Annotated in this window: 24 protein-coding genes and 2 pseudogenes; 12 read left to right on the top strand and 14 right to left on the bottom strand. The window is 60.0% G+C overall.

Annotated elements, in window-relative coordinates; translation table 11 throughout:
• Window positions 1-10: 10 nt before the first annotated feature.
• From XH80_RS00140 to XH80_RS00125, 4 genes are all read right to left on the bottom strand, one after another.
• Window positions 11-139 (bottom strand): hypothetical protein, encoded by a 129-nt coding sequence (locus tag XH80_RS00140; RefSeq protein ID WP_271596847.1) that lies wholly within the window; start codon window positions 137-139, stop codon window positions 11-13.
• A gap of 505 nt (window positions 140-644) precedes the next feature.
• The gene (locus tag XH80_RS00135; protein ID WP_271596846.1) at window positions 645-1,814 is read right to left on the bottom strand and encodes a cytochrome P450; all 1,170 of its coding nucleotides are present in this window, start codon (window positions 1,812-1,814) and stop codon (window positions 645-647) included.
• A 30-nt stretch (window positions 1,815-1,844) separates the two neighbouring features.
• Window positions 1,845-2,924, bottom strand: coding sequence for a transglycosylase SLT domain-containing protein (locus XH80_RS00130; protein ID WP_271596845.1), 1,080 nt, complete (start codon window positions 2,922-2,924; stop codon window positions 1,845-1,847).
• Between the two features lie 363 nt (window positions 2,925-3,287).
• Window positions 3,288-3,509 (bottom strand): hypothetical protein, encoded by a 222-nt coding sequence (locus XH80_RS00125; RefSeq protein WP_271596844.1) that lies wholly within the window; start codon window positions 3,507-3,509, stop codon window positions 3,288-3,290.
• Between XH80_RS00125 and XH80_RS00120 the strand changes: the two genes are divergently transcribed.
• Both XH80_RS00120 and XH80_RS00115 read left to right on the top strand, forming a co-directional pair.
• Window positions 3,508-5,238 carry a serine hydrolase gene (locus tag XH80_RS00120; RefSeq protein WP_271596843.1) on the top strand — a complete coding sequence of 577 codons (1,731 nt, stop codon included), beginning with the start codon at window positions 3,508-3,510 and terminating at the stop codon, window positions 5,236-5,238. The two genes, XH80_RS00125 and XH80_RS00120, sit on opposite strands and share 2 nt — an antisense overlap.
• Window positions 5,235-5,777, top strand: a complete 543-nt coding sequence (locus tag XH80_RS00115) for a hypothetical protein (RefSeq protein ID WP_271596842.1) — start codon at window positions 5,235-5,237, stop codon at window positions 5,775-5,777. The genes XH80_RS00120 and XH80_RS00115 overlap by 4 nt, the downstream gene beginning before the upstream one ends.
• Window positions 5,778-5,884: 107 nt before the next feature.
• On the opposite strand, the gene XH80_RS00110 is transcribed toward XH80_RS00115, so the two are convergent.
• A complete protein-coding gene (locus tag XH80_RS00110) occupies window positions 5,885-6,265 on the bottom strand; it encodes a GNAT family N-acetyltransferase (RefSeq protein WP_271596841.1) in 381 nt (126 codons plus the stop codon).
• Between the two features lie 227 nt (window positions 6,266-6,492).
• Between XH80_RS00110 and XH80_RS00105 the strand changes: the two genes are divergently transcribed.
• Window positions 6,493-6,876 (top strand): cupin domain-containing protein, encoded by a 384-nt coding sequence (locus tag XH80_RS00105; RefSeq protein WP_271596840.1) that lies wholly within the window; start codon window positions 6,493-6,495, stop codon window positions 6,874-6,876.
• 45 nt (window positions 6,877-6,921) lie between these two features.
• Here the strand turns inward: XH80_RS00105 and XH80_RS00100 are convergent, their stop codons facing one another.
• The 3 genes and pseudogenes from XH80_RS00100 to XH80_RS00090 all read right to left on the bottom strand — a co-directional run.
• The gene (locus tag XH80_RS00100) at window positions 6,922-7,566 is read right to left on the bottom strand and encodes an AraC family transcriptional regulator (protein ID WP_271596839.1); all 645 of its coding nucleotides are present in this window, start codon (window positions 7,564-7,566) and stop codon (window positions 6,922-6,924) included.
• A 418-nt stretch (window positions 7,567-7,984) separates the two neighbouring features.
• Window positions 7,985-10,156 carry an ATP-binding protein gene (locus XH80_RS00095; protein WP_271596907.1) on the bottom strand — a complete coding sequence of 724 codons (2,172 nt, stop codon included), beginning with the start codon at window positions 10,154-10,156 and terminating at the stop codon, window positions 7,985-7,987.
• 432 nt (window positions 10,157-10,588) lie between these two features.
• Window positions 10,589-10,741, bottom strand: a pseudogene (locus tag XH80_RS00090) (winged helix-turn-helix domain-containing protein); the annotation flags it as partial.
• A 392-nt stretch (window positions 10,742-11,133) separates the two neighbouring features.
• Here XH80_RS00090 and XH80_RS00085 point away from each other — a divergent pair.
• Together XH80_RS00085 and XH80_RS00080 are read left to right on the top strand one after the other, a co-directional pair.
• A complete protein-coding gene (locus XH80_RS00085) occupies window positions 11,134-11,967 on the top strand; it encodes a type 1 glutamine amidotransferase domain-containing protein (RefSeq protein WP_271596838.1) in 834 nt (277 codons plus the stop codon).
• Window positions 11,968-12,008: 41 nt separating this feature from the next.
• Window positions 12,009-12,734 (top strand): alpha/beta hydrolase, encoded by a 726-nt coding sequence (locus XH80_RS00080; protein WP_271596837.1) that lies wholly within the window; start codon window positions 12,009-12,011, stop codon window positions 12,732-12,734.
• A 69-nt stretch (window positions 12,735-12,803) separates the two neighbouring features.
• Here XH80_RS00080 and XH80_RS00075 read toward each other — a convergent pair whose 3' ends face one another.
• The 4 genes from XH80_RS00075 to XH80_RS00060 form a co-directional block, all read right to left on the bottom strand.
• Window positions 12,804-13,901: an ABC transporter ATP-binding protein gene (locus tag XH80_RS00075; protein ID WP_245317337.1), complete on the bottom strand. Its 1,098-nt coding sequence runs from the start codon at window positions 13,899-13,901 to the stop codon at window positions 12,804-12,806.
• Between the two features lie 4 nt (window positions 13,902-13,905).
• Window positions 13,906-15,069, bottom strand: coding sequence for a carbohydrate ABC transporter permease (locus tag XH80_RS00070; protein WP_271596836.1), 1,164 nt, complete (start codon window positions 15,067-15,069; stop codon window positions 13,906-13,908).
• Window positions 15,070-15,086: 17 nt separating this feature from the next.
• Entirely contained in the window at window positions 15,087-16,127 is a 1,041-nt protein-coding gene (locus tag XH80_RS00065; protein WP_271596835.1) for a carbohydrate ABC transporter permease, read from the bottom strand.
• Window positions 16,128-16,253: 126 nt separating this feature from the next.
• Window positions 16,254-17,729 carry an ABC transporter substrate-binding protein gene (locus XH80_RS00060; protein WP_271596834.1) on the bottom strand — a complete coding sequence of 492 codons (1,476 nt, stop codon included), beginning with the start codon at window positions 17,727-17,729 and terminating at the stop codon, window positions 16,254-16,256.
• A gap of 408 nt (window positions 17,730-18,137) precedes the next feature.
• Here XH80_RS00060 and XH80_RS00055 point away from each other — a divergent pair, with 408 nt between their 5' ends.
• From XH80_RS00055 to XH80_RS00040, 4 genes and pseudogenes are all read left to right on the top strand, one after another.
• Entirely contained in the window at window positions 18,138-18,821 is a 684-nt protein-coding gene (locus XH80_RS00055; protein ID WP_271596833.1) for a serine hydrolase domain-containing protein, read from the top strand.
• A 212-nt stretch (window positions 18,822-19,033) separates the two neighbouring features.
• Window positions 19,034-19,324 carry a hypothetical protein gene (locus XH80_RS00050; protein WP_271596832.1) on the top strand — a complete coding sequence of 97 codons (291 nt, stop codon included), beginning with the start codon at window positions 19,034-19,036 and terminating at the stop codon, window positions 19,322-19,324.
• Window positions 19,325-19,594: 270 nt separating this feature from the next.
• The gene (locus XH80_RS00045; RefSeq protein ID WP_063958337.1) at window positions 19,595-19,837 is read left to right on the top strand and encodes a PilZ domain-containing protein; all 243 of its coding nucleotides are present in this window, start codon (window positions 19,595-19,597) and stop codon (window positions 19,835-19,837) included.
• A gap of 419 nt (window positions 19,838-20,256) precedes the next feature.
• A pseudogene (locus XH80_RS00040) lies at window positions 20,257-20,736 on the top strand (adenylate/guanylate cyclase domain-containing protein); the annotation flags it as partial.
• 89 nt (window positions 20,737-20,825) lie between these two features.
• Here the strand turns inward: XH80_RS00040 and XH80_RS00035 are convergent.
• Window positions 20,826-20,987 (bottom strand): hypothetical protein, encoded by a 162-nt coding sequence (locus XH80_RS00035; protein WP_083514745.1) that lies wholly within the window; start codon window positions 20,985-20,987, stop codon window positions 20,826-20,828.
• A 552-nt stretch (window positions 20,988-21,539) separates the two neighbouring features.
• Between XH80_RS00035 and XH80_RS00030 the strand changes: the two genes are divergently transcribed.
• From XH80_RS00030 to XH80_RS00020, 3 genes are all read left to right on the top strand, one after another.
• A complete protein-coding gene (locus tag XH80_RS00030; RefSeq protein ID WP_271596831.1) occupies window positions 21,540-21,884 on the top strand; it encodes a hypothetical protein in 345 nt (114 codons plus the stop codon).
• Between the two features lie 132 nt (window positions 21,885-22,016).
• The gene (locus XH80_RS00025) at window positions 22,017-22,256 is read left to right on the top strand and encodes a hypothetical protein (RefSeq protein ID WP_271596830.1); all 240 of its coding nucleotides are present in this window, start codon (window positions 22,017-22,019) and stop codon (window positions 22,254-22,256) included.
• A gap of 84 nt (window positions 22,257-22,340) precedes the next feature.
• Window positions 22,341-22,520 (top strand): hypothetical protein, encoded by a 180-nt coding sequence (locus XH80_RS00020; protein WP_271596829.1) that lies wholly within the window; start codon window positions 22,341-22,343, stop codon window positions 22,518-22,520.
• A gap of 1,218 nt (window positions 22,521-23,738) precedes the next feature.
• Here the strand turns inward: XH80_RS00020 and XH80_RS00015 are convergent.
• The coding region (locus XH80_RS00015) for a hypothetical protein (RefSeq protein WP_271596828.1) at window positions 23,739-23,967 on the bottom strand (229 nt) is incomplete at its 5' end.

The following is a 23,967-nucleotide window of genomic DNA, read 5'->3' as shown; positions in this document are numbered from 1 at the left end:
GGATGGGCTCCTAGCCGTAGGTCGTGCCGACGGCGGCGGCGACAAGGCCGACCGACTGCACGATGGCGGCGATCACGCGTTGAACGATGCGTCTCATGTTGGGACCTCTTGAAAGGGGAAGACCGGTCGGCGCGATCAAGCTGCCGTTTCGAGGATGATGGTGCGGAGCGGGAAGAGTGTCGAGACATCGGGAAAAATAGCGATGCGAGCACTGCGCGCGAGGCGAAGCGCGTGATTAATCTTTCGAACAGCAAAGCGAATGAAGATGGAAATTTTCTGCACGCGGATGTGATGGCGGCGCGCGTTCGGCCTCGAACCTCGCGGGCCGGAACAGAAAACGAGAAAACAACCCCATGCACAGTAGCCGGGGCGTGCGAATGGGATCAACTACGACTTATCCGAAAATCCTTTGACCCGTCGGGCAAAACAGGAGTAGGATGGCATCATGGCGACATGGGTCTGCTGAGGCGCGAAGCTCCTCCCATCACCACCGCCGTCATTCCCCGCGCAGGCGGGGAATCCAGTACGCCGCGGCCTATCGAGGAATCACTGCCGTCTCTGGAATACTGCGCCTTCGCGGGCGATGACACCGAATGTGTGACGGCATGCGTGCCACGATCCCGTGCAGGCCCGGCCCTGCCCGACTACTGCAGCCACCGCACCGGCAAATTCTGCAAGCCCCGGAACGCCCAGCCGCCGATCCGCACCGGCTCGTCATCGGCAAGCTCGATATTCCTGGCGCGTGCGAACACTGTCGGCAGCGCGACGTCGGCGATCATGGCGCGCGAGGCGAAGGCGCCGGCGCAGAAATGTGGACCGGCGCCGAAGGCAACGCTCTTCGAGGTGTCGCGCCGCACGTCGAACGCGTCGGCGCGCTCAAAATGCTTCTCGTCGCGATTGGCGGAGCCGAACATCAGGAACACGCGCTCGTCGGTCTCGAACGACACGTCGCGGATGCTCCACGGCTTTGCGATGCGCCGCGGCGACATGCCGATCGGCGATATCCAGCGGGCATATTCCTCGAATGCCTGCAGCCATGACACCTCGCCTTTGCGTACGAGGTCGAGCTGCTCGGGATGCGTCAGCAGCGCCCACACCGCGCCTGATATCGCCTTGCGCGGCTCGTTCTGGCCGCCCGATATCGCAAGTTTTACATTCGCGCGCACGCTCTCCATGTTCATGCCGGATGCAAGGAGCACGCCCAGAATGCTCTGGTCGGGGTTCTTGCGCATCACCGGCAGGATATCATCGATCGCCGCATCGATGCCTGATGTCGCAGCGTGGCAGCGCGCCTCGACCGCGGGATCGCCGCTGTAATTGGCGATGCCCTCGATCATGCCTTGCGACCAGGCATCCATGTCGGCAAAGCCGATATTGGTGAGGCCGGTGATCGACTTCAGGCATTCGCCGGAGAACGGCAGTGCGAAGTCGGCCATGAAATCGATCCGGCTGCCGGGTTCGAGGGAATCGAGAATGCGATCGGCATGGGCCTGGAACAGCACGGTCCAGTGCACCTTCACCGTCTTCGGCGACACCGTCGGGAACATCGCGCGCCGCTCGATTTGGTGCGCTTCGCCATCCTTGCGCATCATGTTGAGGCCCATCAGCCGGTTCATCAGGCCGGCGGGCTGGTGCGAGGAGAACACGTCGATCTGCTTCTCCGAGATCGAGATGTCGTCGCGGCTGGTCAGCAATGTCGAGCCGAGCTGCGGCACGAAGGCGATCGGCGCCTCTTTCCGCATTCTTGCCAGCATCGGATAGGGATCGGCCCAGAACGCTGTGAGGTCGATATCGACGCGCGGCGCGGTGCTCAAGGCGGGCTCCCTGGATTTTCTCCGGCCAGACTAGCGAACTCCGCTGCCCACGTCTGTCCCTGGCGACAGGGATGGGCTCGCCGCCGCAGCGGCGGTCGCCACATATTTGGTGTAAAATTCAGCGACCCGGCCGCGCCACATACCGACGAACGCTTCCGACGTCACGTTGTCCACCGATTTCCAGCTGCGCTTGAACGCCGGCAGTGCATTGCCCCAGATCGCGCGCTTGCACCACCTCTCGCCCTTCTCCTTGCCTTCGCTGGTGGCGCACATGGATTTCCAGGCGGTGCGAGCGGGCCGGCTGATGTGCTCGGCGGCGCCTTCCCAGCCTTGCTGATGGATCAGGTAGAGATCGCTCATGTCCGGCTTGCGGTGCGTGATCCACTCGAACTGGACGCCTTCGGTAATGATCTTGTAGGCGGCCGCAACGGCATTGTCCCGGGGATTGCGAATCTGCCCGAAGCCGAACTTGCCGAACTCATATTGGCTCAGTTGAAACAGGCCGATATACGACCCGGTGCGTTGATTGGGATTAAAACCGGATTCGATCTTGGCAACCGCCATCATGAAATTGAAATCGAGACCAAAGGCATCGGCAGCGCGCTTGATCTCTTCGGCCGGCGTTCCAACCGGGATGTCCTTGAACGCACGCAAGACAGTCTCCGCCGGCTTCTCTGCGGGCGGCACCTCGGACCAGACGTAGTAGATCAGATAACGGAAATCCGGCGTCGACGCCGCTTTCGGAGCATCCTCGGATGCACCGCGTGCTGCCGGCAGCGGCTGCACGATATCCTGTTCCAACGACGCCAGTTTCGGCCCGACGGGTTCGTCGGCGGTTTCGGCTCCGGTGCTCAACGGCCCGGGGGCTGCCGACGTCACCGACGACGTCACCGAGCCAAGCTCTTCTTTTTCTGCCCGAAGCGCTGCTGCAAGTCTGGCGGATGCTTCTGCGTAGAGCGCCGGCGTCACCACGTTCGCTGGGGCCGGCACGTTCGCTGCCGCTTGCGGAATGACATCAGGCATCGTCGCGGCCGGTCTGTTTGCGCCGGCCAGATAGAACCCCACGGCTGCGATCACAGCCACGATGCAGCTGGTCTGCCAAACCTTCATTGCCCGAAGTCTACGGATGGCTTCTGTCCGAAGGTTCTTTGCATGTTCCTGCGGCCCGTGGGTTTAAGTCTCTTTCGTAGAATCTTAAGGTTTAAATGTGGTGAACGGAGCTACTTTCGGCCCCGTCAATCCCCCGAGGTGTCCCGCTTTGGGTCAAAAGCGGGGCAGCCGGTCTATCCGCCGCCTCCTCAGTTCAGGGCGCGCAGTCCCGCGAAGAACCGCAGCACGATCCCGGACAGTTCGTTCTGCCCAGCCGCTCATGGACGTTCACTCACCCTGTTCCTGCCACCCAGGAAGCAAACGCGGGGCGCTCTGAGCCAGGGTCAGCCAAGAGCCAAAGCAGAATGAATCCGTCGACGCATCTTACGGTTGTTTTTGCGTCAGTTCCATACATAATCGTCGGACGGAAGGTGGCGATACGCCGATGGCTGCATCGCGACTGAACCGAGGAGCATCCGCCGTACTGCAGTGAGCTGACGTCATTTTGGTCGAGCCCTTCAGCTGCGCACCAATTTCCGACATGGCCGCATTGAGCGCGGTGTTCAGACCGCGAAGATTCTGAACGTCAATCAGGAAAATCGTCATGCTCTTCAGGATTGTCACGGCGGCCGTTGCGGCGCTGTATCTTGCAACACCTGCTGTCCTCAGTGCCCAATCGGCCTCGTCCTCCGCGACATCAAGTCATGGGCCCGCGGAGCGGGCCGTCGATCAGCTGTTCGCTCGATGGGCTGAACCGAACTCACCCGGCGCCGTCATCGCCGTGCTTCAAGACGGCAAGATCATCTACAGTCAGGGCTATGGCGCGGCCAATCTGGAATATGGCGTGCCCAACACGCCATCATCAGTGTTTCACCTCGCATCGGTCTCCAAGCAGTTCACCGCCTTCGCGATCCATCTCCTTGCTCACGACGGAAAACTGTCCCTGGACGACGATGTTCGCAAATATGTTCCGAAGTTGCACGACTTCGGCAAGCCGATCACGATTCGCCAACTGCTTCACCACACCAGCGGCGTTCGCGACCAGTGGAATCTTCTGGCGCTCGCAGGATGGCGGCTGGACGACGAGATCACGGACGACGACGTTGCGCGCCTGCTGTTTCAACAAACCGAGTTGAACTTCACGCCCGGCGACCAGTTCCTCTACAGCAACAGCGGCTACACGTTGCTCGCGATGGTCGTGAAGCAGGTGTCTGGCCAAGCGCTGCCGGAGTTCGTCAAGGAGCGCATCTTCGAACCTCTCGGCATGTCTCACACCCACTTCCAGGACAAATACGGCACGATCGTCAAGGACCGGGCCTATTCCTACGCCCGGCAGCCGGACGGCCAATACCAATACATTGCGCTGACCTATTCGACCGTCGGACCGTCAAGCCTGTTCTCCACGGTCGGTGACCTCGCGCGCTGGGATGAGAACTTCTACACCGGAGACGTCGGCGGCCTGACGCTTCTCGCCGAGATGCAGCAGAAGGGCAAGCTCAACGACGGCAAGGAGATCAATTACGCATCGGGCTTATCAGTCGGAAAGTATCGCGGGCTCAGAACGGTCGAGCATGCCGGCGGCGATGCCGCCTACCGGACCAACATTCTCAGATTCCCGGACCAGCATTTCTCGGTCGTGATCCTGGCAAATGCGGGAGATCTGAATCCAACGGCGCTCTCGTTCCGGATCGCCGATATCTATCTCAAGGAGTTGCTCAAGCCTGCGCGTGCCAAGCCGGAGCTTGAAGACAAGCCGGAAGTCACTATCGACCCCAAGATCCTCGATGCCTATGTCGGCGACTATGAACTCCGACCGGGGTTCATCATTTCCATCAGCAAGGACAATGACCACCTCGTCGAACGCGCGACAGGCCAGTCATCGTTTCCGATGTACGCGGTCTCCAGCACCACCTTCCGCCTGAGGGTCGTTCCCGCCGAAATCGTCTTCGACGACGTCGCGCAAGGGGGAAAGGCTCAAAACGCAGTTTTGCACCAGAACGGCGCCAACCTGCCCCTGAAGCGGATCACCATCGAGAAGCCGGCAGCAGAACGTCTCAAAGCGTACGAGGGCCACTACTACAGTGCAGAACTCGGCGTCGTCTACGACGTGTTCATTCGCGAGGGCGTGTTGATGGTGCACTATCCGCGGGGAGACCTCGACCTGCAACCTGTCGGGCTTGACGCGTTCTCGACGGGCTTTCCGATCGGAAACCTGAAGTTTGCGTGCGCAGACGATGGCAAATGCAATGCGATGCTGATCGACGACGGCCGCGTCAAGCAGCTGCGCTTCGACAAGACCCTGCTCGATCCGATCGGTCCGAGGTCATCGCAATGAGACTGGTCATCCTGACAGGGGCATCGGGCTCGGGCAAGACGACGATTGCGGAAAGGATCGAGCGGCAGCGCAAGGGGCTGGCGCGCGTGTTCCGGTTCGACAGCATTGGCGTTCCGTCTGCGGAGGAACGCATTGCGAGATGGGGGGCCGAATCGGAACCGGGAGGCGGATGGCAGCGCGCGATGACGATCGAGTGGTTGGCCCGGATTGCGAGAGAACGTGGTGCTCTCCCCGTTCTATTTGAAGGCCAGATGCGGCTGTCGTTCATCGCGGAGGGGTTGGCTGCGGCTGGAATTGCAAGGGCACGCATCGTTCTGGTGCATTGTGACGATGAAAGTCGAACGCATCGCCTCGTTAACGAGCGCAAGCAGCCGGATTTAGCCAATCCCGATATGATGAACTGGGCAAGATTTCTTCGCGGCGAGGCCGAAGCGGGCGGATTCGAGTTGCTGGACACGTCGACAATTTCGATCGACGACAGCGTTGAATATGTCTGCGAGCGTCTCGGCATCGGGCGATCTGGCGGGCCAGGCCAGTAAGGCGCCGGCGCCTCCTCTCCCCGCTGGGGAGCGGTGAACCACGGACCGCCGATCAAACCTAATTTCACCGCGCTTTAGCCGTAGGCCCAAAACGCAACTCTCGCCGATCACAACTCTCTGACCAGCTTGGGAAGCATTCTGCCTGGTATCGAGCCGGATGCGGCGAGGCCACAGTCCCTGGCGCCCATTCGTCGATAGAATGGTGCGGCGTCCGGGTCGGCTTCGATCAACATGCGCGCGGCGCCCATGCGAGCCGCTTCGCTGACAGCCCAGTGGAACAGCTTCGTCCCCACACCTGCGCGGAGCATGGTCGGTTCCACGAACAGCTTCAACAAGTCTGCTTCGTCGCCGGTCACCTTCATTTGGGCAGCACCGACAAGCCTGCCGTTCTCTTCCGCCACGGCAATCGCACTTGACCGCATGTCACAGGGTTCAATGATGAGTTCGCGGCGGCAAGCTTCGATGAAGTCCCTGTCGTAGCCCCACACGGCTTTTGACCGGAGGCACAAAGCAGAGAGGGCCGGCAGCTCTTCAATCCGGGGCGGTCTGAGAACACACGACACGAGGCTCGCTCCGGTGGGTTGAATATCTTTTGATGAAATTCGACAAACGACCGCGAAATTGGAAAATACCGGCGTCCAAGAAACATGAATGCTGCGGTTGCACGAATGTCTCGTGATCGGGGCAACGTCACTGATAAGCAGCGGAGAGTATCATGATTGATCAAGAAATTGTGGACAGCCAGATCAAGGCGGATCGTTTCCCTTTTCCCAGCGAGGGCGAGATAACGCTGGCAGTGCGCAACGCGAACTACACGCTGGGACCCGTAATGTTGCACCTTACCATGAAGCCCGGTGCGATCATTCCGTCGCATTTGCACAAGAATGTCGCCGAAGTGCTCTACATCATCGACGGCGACTTCATCAACGAAGGCAAGCAATACAGAGCCGGCACGACGCTGCATATCAAGGCCGGTATGCCACACGGGCCGCACAGCACTCAGGATGGATGCAAGTTGCTCGTGCTCTGGACAGAACGTACCTCGCACGAGGCCGCCGATCTCGACGACTTCATCGTCGCCACCAAAACGGTCGCCTAGGCGGCAATTAGAGCCGTGCAATTCGGTCTCTCTCGGCTTGGCGTCTCAAGTCCTGACTTGGCGTCGCCAGGCGCCGGGGGAAACGCCGACAATTTTGCTGAAGACGCGGGTAAAATGGCTCTGGTCGGCAAAGCCGCAGGCGAGCGCTATGTCCGTTAACGACGAATTGGTGTTCCGCATAGCTTGCTTTGCCGTCTCCACGCGCCGCTGCAATAGCCATTGGTGAGGGGCCATACCAGTTGCTTGACGAAAGGCGCGCGCGAAATGGCTGGCCGACAGGCCGCATTCTTGCGCCAGTGACGTGGGAGAGACTCCGCCGTCGAGATTTGCGTCAAGGACTTCGATGGCGCGCCGCTCTTGCCACGGCGCGAGGCCGCCACGCATGGGGCGTTGCTCCGGTTTCATGCCGCCATAGGTGCATGCGGCGTGAACGCCAACCGATAGCGTGACCTGCTCTACAAAGAGCCGGTTGGCTTGTTCCGGATGTTCGAAAGCCGGCAGGAGCGCCTGCGTCAGGCCGCGCATGACCCGATCGTCGATGCCCGCACCCGGCTGGTATCGTAATTCATCGACATGAGTCGCCTGCGCATTATCTGCAATGGCAACCAATGCCGCTCGCGGGAAGTAGAAGTGAACCGAATGAAATGGGTTGTTGATATGGAACACCGGATCGCGCTTGATGTCATACATGGTCGTTTCACCCGCCCTGAGAACTGCGACGGGAGCGGGTCGTCCATCCTCCCAATATTCGTGAACCGGATAGTCTCGGAGCTGTACAGCGACTAAGAACGCGTCTTCGCGGACAAGCGACGAGGAGAGGCCGCGTTGAGGATCGTCAGATCTTATTTCGGTAACGGCAAGCAGAGAGTTCTGCAGGGAGCGTGAAACGATAGAGGTTGCTCGCGCACGCAAGCGCCCTCCAAATGCTTCGCCATAACTGCTGCTGTCTGGCATTCCGGCTTCCCGCTGGACCGGCCCGTTCAATGCGATCCGGTCTTGGTGTCACTGAGCCAAGAGGGCGCAGTGCTTTAGGCTAATGTCTCGAGGTCTTCCACTTGATCCACAATATTTGGCGGCGGCCTCGTCGATCACAAACGTGGCTTTCTCCCTACGCGCAAGCTCGCGCGCCTCGCAGCAGGTGCGACGCGGCAACCAGATCCTGGGTTTGGAAGCCCTCGGTGAACTCTTCGTAGAGCGGCCGAAGCAACCGGATAGCCTTCGGCCTGCGGCCGGTCGCGATCCAGCGCGCGGCAAGATCGGTGGCGATGCGCAGCTCGAATGTCTTCGCTCCTATCGCACGGGCTTCAGTGAGCGCCTGAAGCAACATGCTTTCGGCGAGCTGCGGTTCACCTTCATGAAAGAGGACGGACGCCTCGACCCGCCAAAGCTCCGAGCGGCACCAGCGCTCTCCCTGATCCTCCTGATGGCGGATAGCTCTTGCGATCGCCTTGCGGGCCTCCACAATCCGCCCTTGTCGCAGATAGGCGCGGGCGAGGGTAGCGAGATAGCTGCCGATCCGCATCAGAAAACGACAGTCGATCAGTTCCTCGATCGCGGCACGGATGTCCTCCACCGCCTCGCGATCACCGCGCAGATCGCGCAGGCAGGCCGAGAAATAGCGTTCGACCGCAATCCAGCGCGAGATGCGCTCCCGCTCCAGATTGCGACGAAGCCGCTCGGTGTAATGCGCGAGCGCCGCCAAATTGCCTGACTCGAGCGAGACCGGAAGCGCGGCGAGGCCAAGCGCATTCGACTGCGACACCCAATGACCGCCGCGATCGGCGGCCTCGACGGCATCGTCGGCCAGCTTCGCCGCATACTCGGCTTGCCCCTGCATCCACGCCACGAAAGGCAGATTGAAGCGAACCGTGATAAACCGATAGACCTCGTTCGCATCTTTCCGCGAACGGCCCTCGGCCAGTGAATAGGTGGCCGCGAGACGATCCAGAACCAGGCGGCTCTTGCTCAATTCGCCGGCGAAGGCGTGGGCCCAGGCCCACGCCCGATCGGCTTCGGATGTCGCCGTCAGGTCGCGGTCCCGATCGGCTAGCGCCGTGGCTTCGTCAAGGTAGGTCAGCGCACGCGGGATCTGGCCGATCTGCAGCAGGTAAAAGGCAAACCCGACCAATGCACGTTGCTGATACTCGACGTTTCCGGCGCTTCTTGAGAAGGCAATGGCATCGAGCCATGCAAGCTGGTTTTCGTTCGAGAGCTTGCGCGCGTAGAACAGGCTCCATCCCAGCGCGCAAGCGAGCTTTGCCCGCAGCAGATCGTCACAGGCAATGGACTTGGCCAGGCCAAGCGCGAACTCCAACCGCGATTGCGCCTCGGAGAGGATCGAGGTCTCCGACCACAAGGTGATGCCGGCAACCGTCAGCCTGATCCCGAGAACGGCATCGCCCTCCTTCCCAAACGCCCATGACAAGGCGGCCCTCAAATCGGCGATGCGGCCAAGATAGCGCTGCGTCCAATCGGCCGGTTCGCGCCAGTTCCACTCCTCCTCGGACTGTTCGAACACCGCAAGAACGCGCTGTGCATGACGGTGCAGAGCCTGCCGACAAGCCGGATCAGCCAAAAGGCGCTCCGCTGCGTAACGTCTTGTGCTGTCGAGCAGCCGATAGCGGAGGCTGGCTCCCTGCGCCTGTGCGTTCAGCAGCGATTTGGCCGCCAGGCTGCCGAGGCCGGTGACGACGTCGACCGGCGTGAGCCCCGCCGCCTCGGCGACGAAAACCGCATCCTCGGCCTCGAACGCGTCACTGAACACCGACAGCAGGCCGAACAACCTGGCTTCCCTCGGCGACAGCAGCTTGAAGCTCCAGTCGATCGTCGCCATCAGCGTCTCATGTCGCGGAGTCGCGTCGTCGGTGACGGGGGCGCGGAAGCCCAGGGTCTGATCGAGCTGCGCCACCAGTTGGCGAGGCGTGAACCTGCCGATCTGGGCTGCCGCCAATGCGATGGCCAGAGGAAGGCCGTCGAGGGCGTGGCAGATCCGGGCGATCGCTTCGCAGTCGTCATCGACGAACTGGTAGTCCGACCATTCTGCGGCGCGGCGGACAAACAGCTGCACGCCGGGGAATTTGATGGCCTGATCAGTCGCCAGGGCACAACCAGGCCCCGGCAAGCCAAGCGGACCCAGCCGCACCAGATGCTCGGTGGGAGTGCCGAGCGGCTCCCGGCTGGTGGCCAGCAGCCTGGACGACGATGTGTCCGTCATGAACCGGCCGGCGAACATTGTGGCGGCAGGTAACACATGTTCGCAATTGTCCAGAACGACCAGCATCTGCCGCGACCTCAAATAATCCATGACGGCAGTCGTGGCGTTGTCCGAATTGCCCCTGATGCCGAGCGCCGTGACCAGCGCGGTGCCGAACAGCATCGGATCGGAAATCGTCGCGAGGTCGACGAAGCACACGCCGTCGCGGCAGCTGGATGCGAAGACCCGGGCCGCTGCGGTGGCGACCGTCGTCTTGCCGACCCCGCCTGGCCCCGCCAGGGTGACATGCCTGGTTTCGATCAACGTCCGGGCAAGATCGGCGATTTCGGCCTCGCGGCCAACGATGTCGCGCAACAAAGGCGGCCTGGACACACAGGCCGGCTCCGTGCTGACAGGATCACCCTCGATCTCGCCGATGCTGGCTTGCACCTCCGCGATAAATTTGTAACCGCGCCGCGCCACCGTCGCGATGTAGGCGGGCTCAACCTGCGTGTCGCCGAGCGAGCGCCTCAGGCTCCACATATTGACCTTGAGATTGCTGTCGTGGAGGAAGGTGCCGGGCCAGGCGGCCTCCATCAGCTCATCCTTGCTGACGAGCTCGCCGGAGCGCTGCACCAGCGCCTGGAGCAACTCGAAGGCGCGGCCGCCCATTTTGACCGGCTGGCCATCGAAAAGAAGAAGCTGGCGGCGCGGCACCAACCGGAATGGCCCGAAGGAAAACGTCAGTTCCTCCCGACGTCGGCCGCTTTGCAATGTCTCAGTGGTCGTCCGCATTCTCACTGCCAACCGATGGCACAGTTCCGTAAACTATCATGCGTCACAACCCTGCTGAACAGGGCGATTTTGAAAAAGCACGATTGCAGCGAGCAAGATGTCGCGGAGTCGAAAGCACTGCTTTTGCTCCGGCGCTGCCGTCAACGGCGGATTTACCTGATTTAACCGGCTCGCTCCGCCCACGGGCCTATAGTCGTCGGGCCGGAGAAACGACGCGAGGCCAATCGGCTCGGCGTGGAGTCTCCACACTCAAGTCAGGAATCAGCACAATGTCCAAAGGAAAAGTCCTTGTGGCCGGGTCCAATGCCAACAGGATCGAGATCAGAGGCGGCGGCACCGGCCCGACCGGCCAGTATCTCAACGAACTCGTCGTGCCGGTGATGGCGCTGGTCGATGCCGGGTACGACATCGCCTTCGCGACGCCTGATGGCAGCAAGCCGCACATCGATCCCGCTTCCGACAAGGTCGTGCATTTCGACGATGAAAAGGCGTATCGCCGGGCGCGGGAGTTCTACGACACCAGCCCGGTCCTGAACAAGGTCTCGACCCTGCGCGCCCTGATCGACGGCGGGCTCGACCAATATGACGGGTTCTTCACGCCGGGCGGACAGGCGCCGGTGGTCGATCTCATGCAGGACGGCGATCTCGGCGAGATCCTGCGCTTCTTTCATGCGCAGGCGCGGCCGACGGCATTCCTCTGCCACGGTCCGATCGCATCCATGGCCGCCCTGCCGCGCGCGAAGGAGTTTCGTGCCGCACTGATCGCCGGCGATACTGCGGGAGCGGCCGAGCTCGGCCGTGGCTGGCAATATACCGGCTACAGAATGACGGTCTATTCACGCAGCGAGGAGAAGCCGATCGAGGAGCAGATCTTGCATGGTCAGCTCTATTTCGACATGCCCTCCGCACTGACGATCGCGGGCGCAGAGGTCAACACCGGTCCGGACTTCGCGCCCCATGTCGTCGAAGATCGCGAGATGATCACCGGCCAGAATCCGCGCTCCGACCATCCGCTGGCGAGTGCGCTGATTGCTGCGCTGGACCGCCGCCGCGTCAACACGAAAGCTTCGAACGTTCCGTCAGCCGAAAAGGTATCGCCATGAAACACCTGATAAAACACCTGATCCTTGGAGCACTCCTCGCCATGTCCGTCAGCCTTCCCTCCTCCGCGCAGACGCGCGCCGGCAAGCCCGTCTCGATCGTGCTGGTGCACGGGGCCTTCGTCGATGCCTCCGGCTGGAAGCCAGTCTATGACAAGCTGACCGGCGACGGCTACGAAGTGCTCCTCGTGCAAAATCCCACCATCACGCTCGATGGCGATGTCTTCGCGACCAAGCAGGTGATCGCCAGAGCCACCAAGCCGGTGCTGCTGGTCGGACACTCCTATGGCGGCGCTGTCATCACCGAGGCCGGAGTCGATCCCAAGGTCGCGGCCCTGGTTTACCTGGCGGCATACGCTCCTGACGCAGGCGAGTCCGCGTTCGATGTGGCCTCGAAACCCCACCCCGGCGAGTCAAGCGCGCCGCTGCTGCCACCACAAGACGGCTTCCTGCTCGTCGACCAAGCCAAGTTTCCGACCGCCTTTGCGGCGGATGTCGATCCTTCGCTGACGACCTTCATGGCTGCGGCGCAGGTGCCCTGGGGGCTTGCCGCGGTGCAGACCAAGATCACCGATCCGGCCTGGAAGCAGAAGCCGACTTATTTCATGCTGACGACGCAGGATCACATGATCCCGCCCAGCCTGCAGCGCGCAGGGGCCAAGAGGGCGGGCGCTCAGCTTCGCGAAATCCAGAGCAGTCACGCGGTGATGTTGTCGCATCCGGACGATGTGGTCGGCTTTATCGAGCAGGCCGCCGAGGCGATCAAATAGCGGGGTGTCGATGCGGCGCCGGGCGGTCGGCGCCGCATCGGCATGTCCTGGACCAGCGCAGCTGTCCGCTTACCGCACGCGCGCGCCGCTTTCGGCATCGAAAACGAACGTGCGTGACGGCGTCAGCGAGACACCGATGCGCTCGCCTTGCCTGCCGGCAAACTGCTTGGGGGCCTTCACGGCGATGAAGTCGCTTTCGACCTTGACCGTCACCAGCGTATGGTCGCCGATCAGCTCGTTGGCGTAGATCTCGCCCTTCAGATCGCCCTTGTCGGGCTCGACGATGGTGCAGTCCTCGGGGCGCACGCCGAGGACGGCCCTGGCGATCCTGCCTGACACCGGTGACGTCAGCCGGGCGCCGTGGCCCATGAAGGCTGTGCCGTCCAGAGCCCCATGGATGATATTCATCGGCGGCGAACCGATGAACTGCGCGACGAACAGATTGGCGGGATCGTTGTAGGTGTTCGCCGGCGTGTCGAGCTGCTGCAAGACGCCCTTTTCCAGGATCGCGACCCTGTGGGCCAGGGTCATGGCTTCGATCTGGTCGTGCGTCACATAGATCGTCGTGATGCCGAGCGACTGCTGCATGTGCTTCAGCTCGGCGCGCATGTGACCGCGAAGCTTGGCATCGAGATTTGAAAGCGGCTCATCCATCAGAAACACCGAGGGGCGGCGGATGATGGCGCGGGCAAGCGCGACCCGCTGACGCTGACCTCCGGATAGCTCACGGGGATAGCGATCGAGCAGGCTCTGGAGTTGAACCTGGGCGGCAGCCTCCTTGATCGCGGCGGCACGCTCGGCTTCGGGAACGCGGCGAACCTTGAGCGGAAAGCCGATATTCTCGGCCACGGTCTTGTGCGGGTAAAGCGCGTAGGATTGAAACACCATGGAGATGTCGCGGTATTTCGGCAAAATGTCGGTGACATCGCGGTCGCCGATCAAGACGCGACCGGCGCTGGCCGTCTCGAGCCCGGAGAGAATGCGCAGCGCAGTGGTCTTGCCCGAGCCGGACGCGCCGAGCAGCACCAGGAATTCGCCCGGCGCGACCTCCAGATCGAATTCCTCGAGCACCTTCACGCTCCCGAAAGATTTCCGCACCTTGTCGAAACGGACCGGGACTTGACGGACCGGGAATTGGCGAGCGGCGGCTGACATCGCTTTGTTCATCCGCTCATCCCTTGACCGCGCCAAGCAGGACGCCCTTGGCGATATAGCGTTGCAGCACGATGGCCATGATGATCACCGGAAGGATCATGATCATGATGATGGCGCACATCTCCCACCAGAGAATGCCCCGCTCGCCCGTGTTCTTGGCGGCAACCATGATCGGCATGGTCAGGGCCCGCGCGGTGGTGAGGAAGATCGCAAAGAGATACTCGTTCCAATTGAGGATCAGTGTCAGCAGGGTGGTTGCAGCGAGCCCCGGACGGGTCAAGGGCAACACGATGTCCCAAAAGATCTCGAAGCGTGACGAGCCGTCGAGTTGTGCCGATTCCTCCAGCTCAACGGGAAGATTGGCGAAAAAGTCGTGCATCAGCCAGACCACGATCGGCAGATTGGCGACCGCATAGACGATGATCAGCGCGAAGTGCGTGTCGATCATGCGGACCGACTGAAACATCATGTAGACGGGAATGATGACGACGATCGGCGGCAAGATGCGCTGGGATACGATCCAGAACAGGATGTCGTTGTTTCCGAGCGTGGTCTTGAAACGACGCCCCAGGCTGCGGGCCAGAAGGAAAAACAAGGCGAGGCCAGTGGCGCCTGAAATCGCCCAGTGAACGTCGAAATAATTGGACGCGACGATGGCTGACAGGGCCAGCAGCACGAACATCACGATATTCCCGAACTTCGGCTTGTAGCTGATGCGCGCCAGCGCGTAGGCGGCCATGGATCCGACCGCAATGCAAAGCGCAGTGGCGCCGAAACTGATCACAAAGGAATTGGTGTAGGCGAGGTAAACCTTGCAAATCTGCGGCTCCATCCTTTCGATCTTGATGACGGGCGAAACAACGAAGGCGAACAGATTGTTGAGCAGCAGGACAAGCTGGCGGCCGATCGAATAGGCATCGCAATAGGGGTCCGTTGCGAATTGCGCCGTCCAACCCTTCAGCGTCGGCTGGAAATCGACAAAGGGAATGAAGAACGGCCCGTTATTGACGGTCCAGGCATCCTTGAAGGCGGTAATGACCACCCAATAGATCGGAAACAGCACGAACAGCGACCAGAACAACAGGATGCCCCCGGCCACGAGGTTGGCCACAGGGGACATCTTGCCCACCGCAGGCGGCTCGAACAGCCGTTGCCTGAGGGACCGCTGCGGCTTGGACATCCTGTCAGTCGCCCCGCTCATGCCCGCGCCCTGCGCAACCGTTTGACGACCACATAGTTGAAGAACGAGGAGCAGACGACCACGGTCAATATCAGGAGAAGATATGCCACGGCGGCAGAATCACCCATGTTGTTGGAACGCCAGAGAAACAGCGAATGCAGCGTCATCGACTCGGTCGCGATCCCGGGCCCTCCCGCCGTCATGATGTTCGGCAGATCGACGATCTTGAACGCCTCGATCATGCGGATGAGCATGACGGTTGCCGCGACCGGAAGGATCTGCGGCCAGGTGATTTCGCGGAAGATCTGGAAGCTGGAGGCACCATCGACCTGAGCGGCCTCGACATGATCCTTGGGCACGTTCTCCAGTGCCGCCAGCAAGACGATGAAGATGAAGGGGATCCACTGCCAGGAGTCGCCCAGGATGACAAACCAGCGCGCGGCCCAGGCGTCGGTCGACCAGGCCCAATTCCCAAGACCGACCAATTGCCAGAACGGCTGGAACGGACCCTTGGTCACATCGAGAATCATCTTGAAGGCATAGCCGACCCCGAGGGGGGTGATCATGAGCGGGATGAAGAACAGCACCCGGAAGAAATTCTTGCCGCTCACGGGCTGCGAACACAGGAAGGCCAGCATCAGGCCGATGACGAACTGGATGGAGCAGCCGACGACGACATAGAACAAGGTATTGAGCAGCGTGCCCCATTGATTGCCTGACAGCAGCGTGGCGGCGAAGAGAAGCGCGATGAACATGGCCATGGCGGCGCTGATCAACCGCCCGGCGAGGCCAACCCAGCTGACGCCGCTGACGACAGCGCGATAGAGCCACCACAACAGAGCGCCGGCAATCAGGAGGCTGAAGACCCAGCCGGCGATGCTCATGGTCGTGAAGCGGCCGAGGAAGTGAACCTGCTGGTTGCCGGCAAACTGGGCCGCGAAGTTCTCGAACCAGACCGTCCGGAATTTGAGACCGGTGGCGGAGAACCTGACATGACTGATCGCGAAGACGATCGTGTAGAAGGTCGGGAAAATCGCAAAGAGCAGGACGAGTGTCACGGCTGGCGCGATGAAAAACGTTCTCGAATGGCGGTCAAACCATTCGCCCCAGCTTTCGCCCCGAGAGAGTCCAGCCGGGGAAATCCCCGGCTGGCTCGTAACTGTAACCTCAGACATCAGGCTCGCTCACTTCGCAGGACCGACAGCGAGCGCCATCTGCTTGATCTGCTCGTCGCGGCCGAAGTCCTTGGTGATTTTCTCCCAGCCGGCCTCGATGTTCTTCAAGGCCTCGTCTACCGTGATCTCGCCGGCCATATAGCGCGCCAGCTCCGTGTCGAGCACGACGCCGGTGTACTGCTGCGCACCGGGAATCTTGAGGTCCGACGCCATGTTGGGGTTGTTGAGGGCATTGTTGATGGCGCCCATGTAGTTCTTGGCGAGGCCCTCATCCATGCCCGATTTCACCCAAAGGTCCGTGCTCTTGAGCTGGCTGAGGCGGTAAGGGTTGAAGCCTGTCCAGCCCATGGTCACGTCGACGTTGGATTGCTCTTTCTGGCTGATGTACGACAGGAAGTCGTAGGCCGCCTGCTTGACCTTGGGATCCGACTTGGCGTTGACGGCGCCGCCCCAGCCGCCAAAGGCCGAGAACGGTGCATAGTTGACGCCGTCGATCGCATGGGGTGCAGACTCCTTGCTGACCGGAACAAGCTTGCCGGTCTTGCGGTCAAGAACTTCCTTCGAACCGACATTGGTGGCGTAGAGCTTGTTCTTGATCCCCTTTGCGTCGTCTTCGAGCTGGAGCGGACCCGGATCGCCCCATTCGATCAGAAGGCCGCAGCGGCCCGACTTGAACAACGCCCTTGTGTCGCCGATGTCCATGTTCAGCTCTTCCGGCGGTCCGTATTTGCTTGTCTCCTTGTAGAGCTCGAACGCCTTTTTCCAGCCCTCATTGTTGACCAGGGGCTTCATCGTGGCGTTGTCGAACTGGAAGCCCTGGGCCGTACCCTGGGTCTGAACGATCGTCGAAGCGATCGTCTGCACGGCGAAATAGCTCTGCGCGTTCCGTTTCTTGAAGATGCAGGAGCCGTAGCCGGGCTTGCCGTCACCGCTCATGTCCTGGCCGTTGATCGCCTTGGCAATGGCGAGATAGTCGTCCCAGGTCTTGGGCGGCTGCAGATTGTTCTTTTCCAGGATGTCCTTGCGATAATAGACCATCTGGAAGTCGCCATCGACCTGGATCACCATCGTATGCCCGCCGATCTTCTGGGCAAACTCGCGGAAATAGGGAGCGATGTCCTGGAGATCGATCTTGCTGTCCTTCGCAATGTAGGGATCGAGGTTTTCGAGGAGCCCTGCCGCCGCGAGCTCGACGCCCCAGCCGGCGGCGAAGACCGCAACATCAATGGAATTGGTTCCCGAGGACCAGTCTTGCTGAACCTTCGGGAAGATCTCGGCATAAGGCACTTCATTGACGATGATCTTGGCGCCCGTCAGCTTCTCGAACTCCTTGCCGCGCTGGGACACTGCGCCGGCGATGACAGGCCCCGGACGCGTCAGGATGTTGATCGTAACGCCGTCATACGGGCCGGCACTGGCGATGCCCGACCAGGCGCACAAGGCGACGGCCGACGCAGCAGCTGTCGCAAGCTTCCGAATCTCCATAGGTCCCTCCCGTGTACATTTTTATTGAAGTGGCGGGCCTGAGCCCGCACAACTCGCAGCCTACAGCATTTCGCCGCCCGGAAAAGCCGGAGCGTTGCGAATTTGCTTGATGGCGCGCCGTCCTTCCAGCCTGGACCCGGTGTGCAAGCGCAGCAAGACCGCGTGCTGGCATGGCCCATCAGCACCACGCCGGCCGCGAAATGGCCTTCCGCCGCGCCGCCCACCTCGGCCTACCGAGTTCGGCGATGGGTCATAAATGCGAAGACTTCAATCTGAGTTGGTCCGCCTTGCCACATGAAGCGAAGGTTGCCGATGCGCTCCACGACCTCGCTGATCGGCCAACTGCAGAATCTTCTCGTTTACGCGGTCGGGCTAAGCTAAGGTCGATTGCTATAATGGAAGCAACCGATGATTGTGCCGCGATTACGCCTGTTGGCCGCATTGCTATGCGTCGCCGGACTATGCTTTCAACCAGAAGAGATCGTGGCTCAGACGATGCCCTCGCCAGAAATCCAACGTCGTATCAATGATGTCGCCACGTGCCTCAAGACGAAGGTCGTGGAGAAGGACGATCCTCATGCGTGTCAAGCGCTCCACGACCGCATGGCCGCTTATCGAGTGCCCGGCGTCAGCATTGCCGTGATCCATAATGGCGCCATCGAATGGGCGCAGGGATTTGGCGTCGCACAAGTCGGAGGCGGCCCCGTCACGGCCGATACCCTGTTCCAGGCCGGCAGCATCAGCAAGCCGGTCGCGGCGATGGCTGCGCTTCATCTCGTCGAGCAAGGCAAGCTGGCGCTCGACTCGGACGTCAATCAGGCACTGACCTCGTGGAGGATTCCCGCAAGCGCGGCTGCGCCAGGAGCCGTGGTTACGCTACGTGAGTTGCTCAGTGACACCGCCGGGCTCACTGTGCACGGGTTTCCCGGCTACGCGGCAGGTGCTCCGATTCCCACGCTCGTCCAAGTCCTGGAAGGAGAGAAGCCAGCCAACACCGCCCCCGTTCGCCTGGAGGCTGCTCCGGGAAGCCGTTGGAAATACTCCGGCGGCGGCTACGCGCCGCTTGCCGGTGACTGTCCCGCTAAGCCTTGAAAAATTTCATGAATAGTTCGCGGGTTTGCAGGAGCCGTCCGCCACCGAGTTGAACCACCCTTTGTTCGGAAACTGAAGGATCGCCACCGAATCCAGTTTCGAAGGATCTACCGTATCTCGCCGAAAACCGATAGCGTTCCGACGAAAACTTAGGGTTGCGTTAAATTACTACCCTAATACTACATGCATATTTTGATTCTTGGAGGACAACGGTGTCCAAAGTAGTCGATTTCCCGCGCGTTCGAGGGTTTTCTGCATTTCATCCCGCTGTTCGTCGGCTTCATGGACTCACAAACGTATTGTCTGATCTGCATGAAGTAGATCTTCAGAGCCAAAGAGACATGCGTCGCGCTCTATGGATCCTCGATCTTACCAACAGGTGCGTTCAGATCATTCTGTCTGACTTCAAGGATGATCCGTGTATCCTTGCATTCACTCAGCAAGCGGAACACCTGATCGATGACATCGCCCGTGCCCGTCAGATGGTTGATCAACTGAGCTGAGCTTCGCGTGAAGCTACTCCAAGTAGGTTTCAGCCATGAAGCTTATTGCAACGCACGTATATCCGTATCTTGACGTTCAATCTTTAGATGAGCGTCAAGCGCGCGACACGTTATTTCGATGCGGCGAAAACTGCTTCCTGTCGCACATGACTCCGGGCGAAGGAGAGGAAGACCAATATTGTGGCTGGATAGCCGGGCGGCACTGCTCTGGATCAATCAGACGGTTGACGAATACGGATCAATTTGGGGACTGCTGTAGCGGTTAGACCGATGGTTGAGACACGTAATGCACCGCGTGTTCGCACGGCTATGCCGGCGCACATCGAGAGAGCTGGAAAGAAGATCACCTGCATGATCCGTGATATCTCGACTTCGGGTGCGGCGCTGCAATTCTTTGACGGGACCGACCGAATACCCGCCAGCTTCGATTTGATCATCCCAGAGCACGGTCTGAAGTTGTCCTGTCGGGTGGCCTGGCGCGCACCCTTCCGGATGGGTGTGATGTTTCTCTGAAGGTGATGCCAACCTCCACGTTTTGTAAGTCAGTATTGACAGAATTGGTACACGGCGTCGGTCACCGTTCGCGTAGAAACAACCCCTGCCAGCACAGATTTGAGAACGGCCAACAAGTCCGCTTCGGGGCAATCGCGAAAGGTTTAGCCCAGTTAAGTTAGGCCCGATCTAACCCTGATAGCCGACATATCCTCAGCCGTGGGATGCGGCAGCGAAGGGCCACAAGTGGGCGTCAGGTTGGGTGCGCGTCTGTCAAAACGTGTTTGGCACTACCGTCTGATCCGTCGTACAGTGTACTATCGTTGGATGGCGAGCCATGGTGCAGGAGCGGCCAGTCCGGGTAGAGCGGCGGTTGTCGGCGATATTGGCTGCTGACGTAGCTGATCACTACGCTCCTTGACGGCAGCGTCGCGCCCGCGATCTCCAAGCCGAACCCGCTTGCTGCGCCTCATCTTTCCATCGTTGTGCTGCCCTTCGCCAACCTCAGCGGCGATCCCCTGCAGGACTACTTCGTCGATGGAGTGACCGAGAGTTTGACCACCGACTTATCGCGCATCTCGGGTTCATTCGTGATCGGCCGACACAGTGCATTCACTTACAAGGGCAAGACGGTCGACCTAAAGAAGATCGGGCGCGAGTTGAACGTCCGGTACGTTCTCCAAGGTTCGGTCCAGCGAAGCAGCACCCGGCTTCGGGTGAACGTGCAGCTTGTCGATGCCGAAAGTGGCAATCACCTTTGGGCCGAACGGTTTGATAAGCCCGTCGCCGATCTGTTCAATATGCAGGACGAGATTATTGCGCGGCTCGCCGACGCGCTAGATGCTGAACTCATTGCAGCCGAGGCGCGGCGAGCCGAGCACTCTGTAAACCCCGACGTGATGGACCTTTATTTTCAAGGCAAACGCATGGACGGGGAGGTCGCAAGCACGAGGGGGCGGCCCGGCGCACGTTCACGCTAAAGAAGCCAGATGAGGGTGATGTGACGCACCTAATTGATCTGGTCCAATGGAAGCCGTAATGCGGCCGCGCGCTCCTCGCGATCCTTCTTGCGAAATTCGCTCTCTTGCCGCTCAAACCGCGCCATCTCACGGCTCGCGGCTTCCAATAAACGGCTGCGTCGATCTTCCTGCAATTGCGTATTTTCCGTCATGTCGCACTCCCATACTGGCGACGATGCCACAACAGACAAGGCCGTCACCCACGAGAAGCTCTGTGCCCTAACATTACGGATTTATGACGGCTGCACTGAAGAATACTTTTCCTGCCGCATGTGTGCCGCTTCACATCTTTTACGTAAAACGACGCTAGCCTCCAACTGAACGTGCTTTTACGGACGTCAGTATTTTTCAGCAGTTGCAGCTCTTGGGGCTTATAATGAGTCGTCGTGGGCGGATTTGCGACCGTATGGTCATCTTGAACCAACGGCTCTGGCTTCTCAACTATCAACTTGCAGAACTTCGGAATCTCCGCGCCCGGGTATTGGAGACTGTCGAGAGAAGCAGCCGCNTCCGGACAAAGGGCTATACGACTTTTCGCGAAAAAAGCAGTCATGTTGACCCTTATTCGAGTGCACGATCCGATGAACCTTTGCAGGATTTTCCCGACCCATAGTGAACAGCGTCACACAGGGCATCCGGGGCCGGGGCTAGGCTGAGTATGGAATTTGCATTGGGAATACCTCTAATTCAAAAGGGTGAGTCCCATGAAAAATCTGTTTCTAATGGTAACCGCCATTGCCGCCTTCGGTGCAACCAATCGCGCCGACGCTTGCGCATTACGCCTTCCAACTTTCGAACTTGCGGGCGTTCCGATCTCCCAGCATCAAGTAGCCGTGCTGGGCTCGGCCCAAGTGGAGGAGAGCACGGTTAGGCCGACGCTAATGTTGGACGGTATGCCGGCCTCTCCCCATCAGATCGCGGTTCTGACGCCACGTGCGAAAACACTGAAAATTGCTGAGGCTTCACTGGATCTCAGTCAACTCTCCGTTGGTCTGACGAGGTCTGGCTCGCAGAGAAGCGCTGGACAGGCGTTGTGTGCCTCTGAGTAATCTTCACAGCGTGAAGCAGAAAATCCTGCGCGTCGAAACGCCTTTCCGATTGTCAGGAAGCAGGACCAATTCACTCTTGATGGAAACTTTCGGAATTGATGACTGATTCAACTGATTCCAAGGAGCTTTTCCATGGATTATTTTAGTGAGGATTCCGCCCACATTACCAATGGTCTTTCGCTAAACGAACCTGCTGCAAGCACTCACGAAGACAGGATGACCCACAAGCGTTGGACTAAAGCCGTCCTGGGCTTCTATGCCTGCTTGTTCTTGGCTGGCGGGACGGCGATTGGTGTCCACCAGCGCATGACCACGTCAAGCGGCATAGAACAGCATGCCACCTTGCGCACCGACATTCGATCTAACCACTAACATCTGCCGCAGTTCACAAGTGAGGAGCCACTCGCCGCCATCTCGGCGCGCTTTATGGAGCGCCAAACTCGAAGGAGTTAGGTCATGGCAACCACCGAATATACTCACACCGCGTCGTCAGCGCAGGCGACACGAGACCACGACGGATGGATCACTGCTGGTTATGGCATTCTGGGAGTGATCGCGCTCGTTGCGCTCTACTTTGCGTCGGGCGGTCCGGGAAATGGCGAGGCTGCCCTTGCCATGATGGTGGCAATGCCTTGATATGAGGCGCTCGATGCGGGGGCTTCTCATTCTCTTTGTAGCTTTCTCGCTTATGTTGGCCGCACGAGGCCAGCATCAAACGAATTTCGTACCGCGCCCGACCGCGTCTATGCCACCAGTCAACATGCCCTAGCCAAGTCGGGTTGCAGGTTGCGCTGCCTGCGCGATTCGTACCGACGTTTCATGAAAGCAATTTTTGGCGGGAGGGCATCATGCCGGAGATACTGGAAGCAATCCTATGGTGCGCCGCGCTCGCGACATGGCTGATGATGTTCTTCGCATTCATCACGGCGGGTCTGAAGCCATTTGCAAAGAGTATTCGGCGATTGGCGGCAGTGGTCTTCCGGGTCAGGCTAAGGTAGTTTTTCGCCGAGCTGGCACGCCGACGATTGTTTCATAGCATTGGGCCGCGCCCGTACGGCAACAGCGACGAGAATTGGACAATTCCGGGCTGAAATGAAAGAGGCCGCCAACCGAGGCGGCCTCTTTGTTCGGGAGAGAAATTAGTGAGAAGCTAGCGGCGGCTAGAGACAGCAAGGTTATCGCGATCTCTCTTGGCATGTGGTTCTAACTGTACGCGGCCTCATAGGTCCTCCCGCCAATTAGCTTGCGCCTCCGGATCAGGTGATCGGGGGGTATTTACCAGCGATGATGCGCCCAGCCATAGTGATGACCGCGCCCTCTGCCCCATCCGTAGTGATGACCCCGGCCGCCATGATGGCCCCAGCCGTGTCCGCCGCCATGACCATGGCCGCCCTTAACTTCAATGACCGCGCTGTCCGAGAGCAGCGCACTCGGCGAAGCCATGGGCATCGCTGACGCTGTCAGGATCGAAGACAGAAGTAGAGCGCAGGCAGCAAACCCACCGAGCGATAGTCGGTTCATCTCGCATTTCCCTCCGAAGTGACGCCACACCGGCGACTTGAAGCCAATCCGAAAGGAAGTTTGAAGTTCCGGGTAAAAGTGGCAAATAATGCCGTCTAATGCGGCTCACTTCTTGTACAGCAGTATCCCCAATTGCCGAGCTTGGCGACCAACCGACCCGACTCGCCGGTCCAAGAGCCTGGCTGCTTCTGCCGCAGTTGCCTTGCTTTCAGTAACCGAACAAGCCGGTCCAACTCCCGATCGGTACCAGTCGGGAAGTTGCGGTTGCGGGCTGCTCAAGCTGTCCATAAACCCGAGCCTAGCAACAAGCGTTTAATCAAATACTAACCATGCTTAAGGATGCTCACGGTGGGGTGAGCGTCGGGCAAGTTCGCGTAGTTGGGCCATCAGCTCTGCCTTCAATTCTGGCAAGTTTCGGGGACTGATCCCATCCGAGAATATTTTTGCCAGCTCGCGACAGACGGCGCTGATTGCCAGATTTTCCTGATCGATGGTCATGCTTTTTGAACGCGCAGACCGAAGACTTGTTGGGCTGAGAGAGAGATAGGCCGTGGACCGCTTT

It is taken from the genome of Bradyrhizobium sp. CCBAU 45384 (genome assembly GCF_028128665.1).
GTDB lineage: Bacteria > Pseudomonadota > Alphaproteobacteria > Rhizobiales > Xanthobacteraceae > Bradyrhizobium > Bradyrhizobium manausense.
Note: the sequence above shows the minus strand (reverse complement) of the source record. Positions and strands in the feature narration are given on the sequence as shown.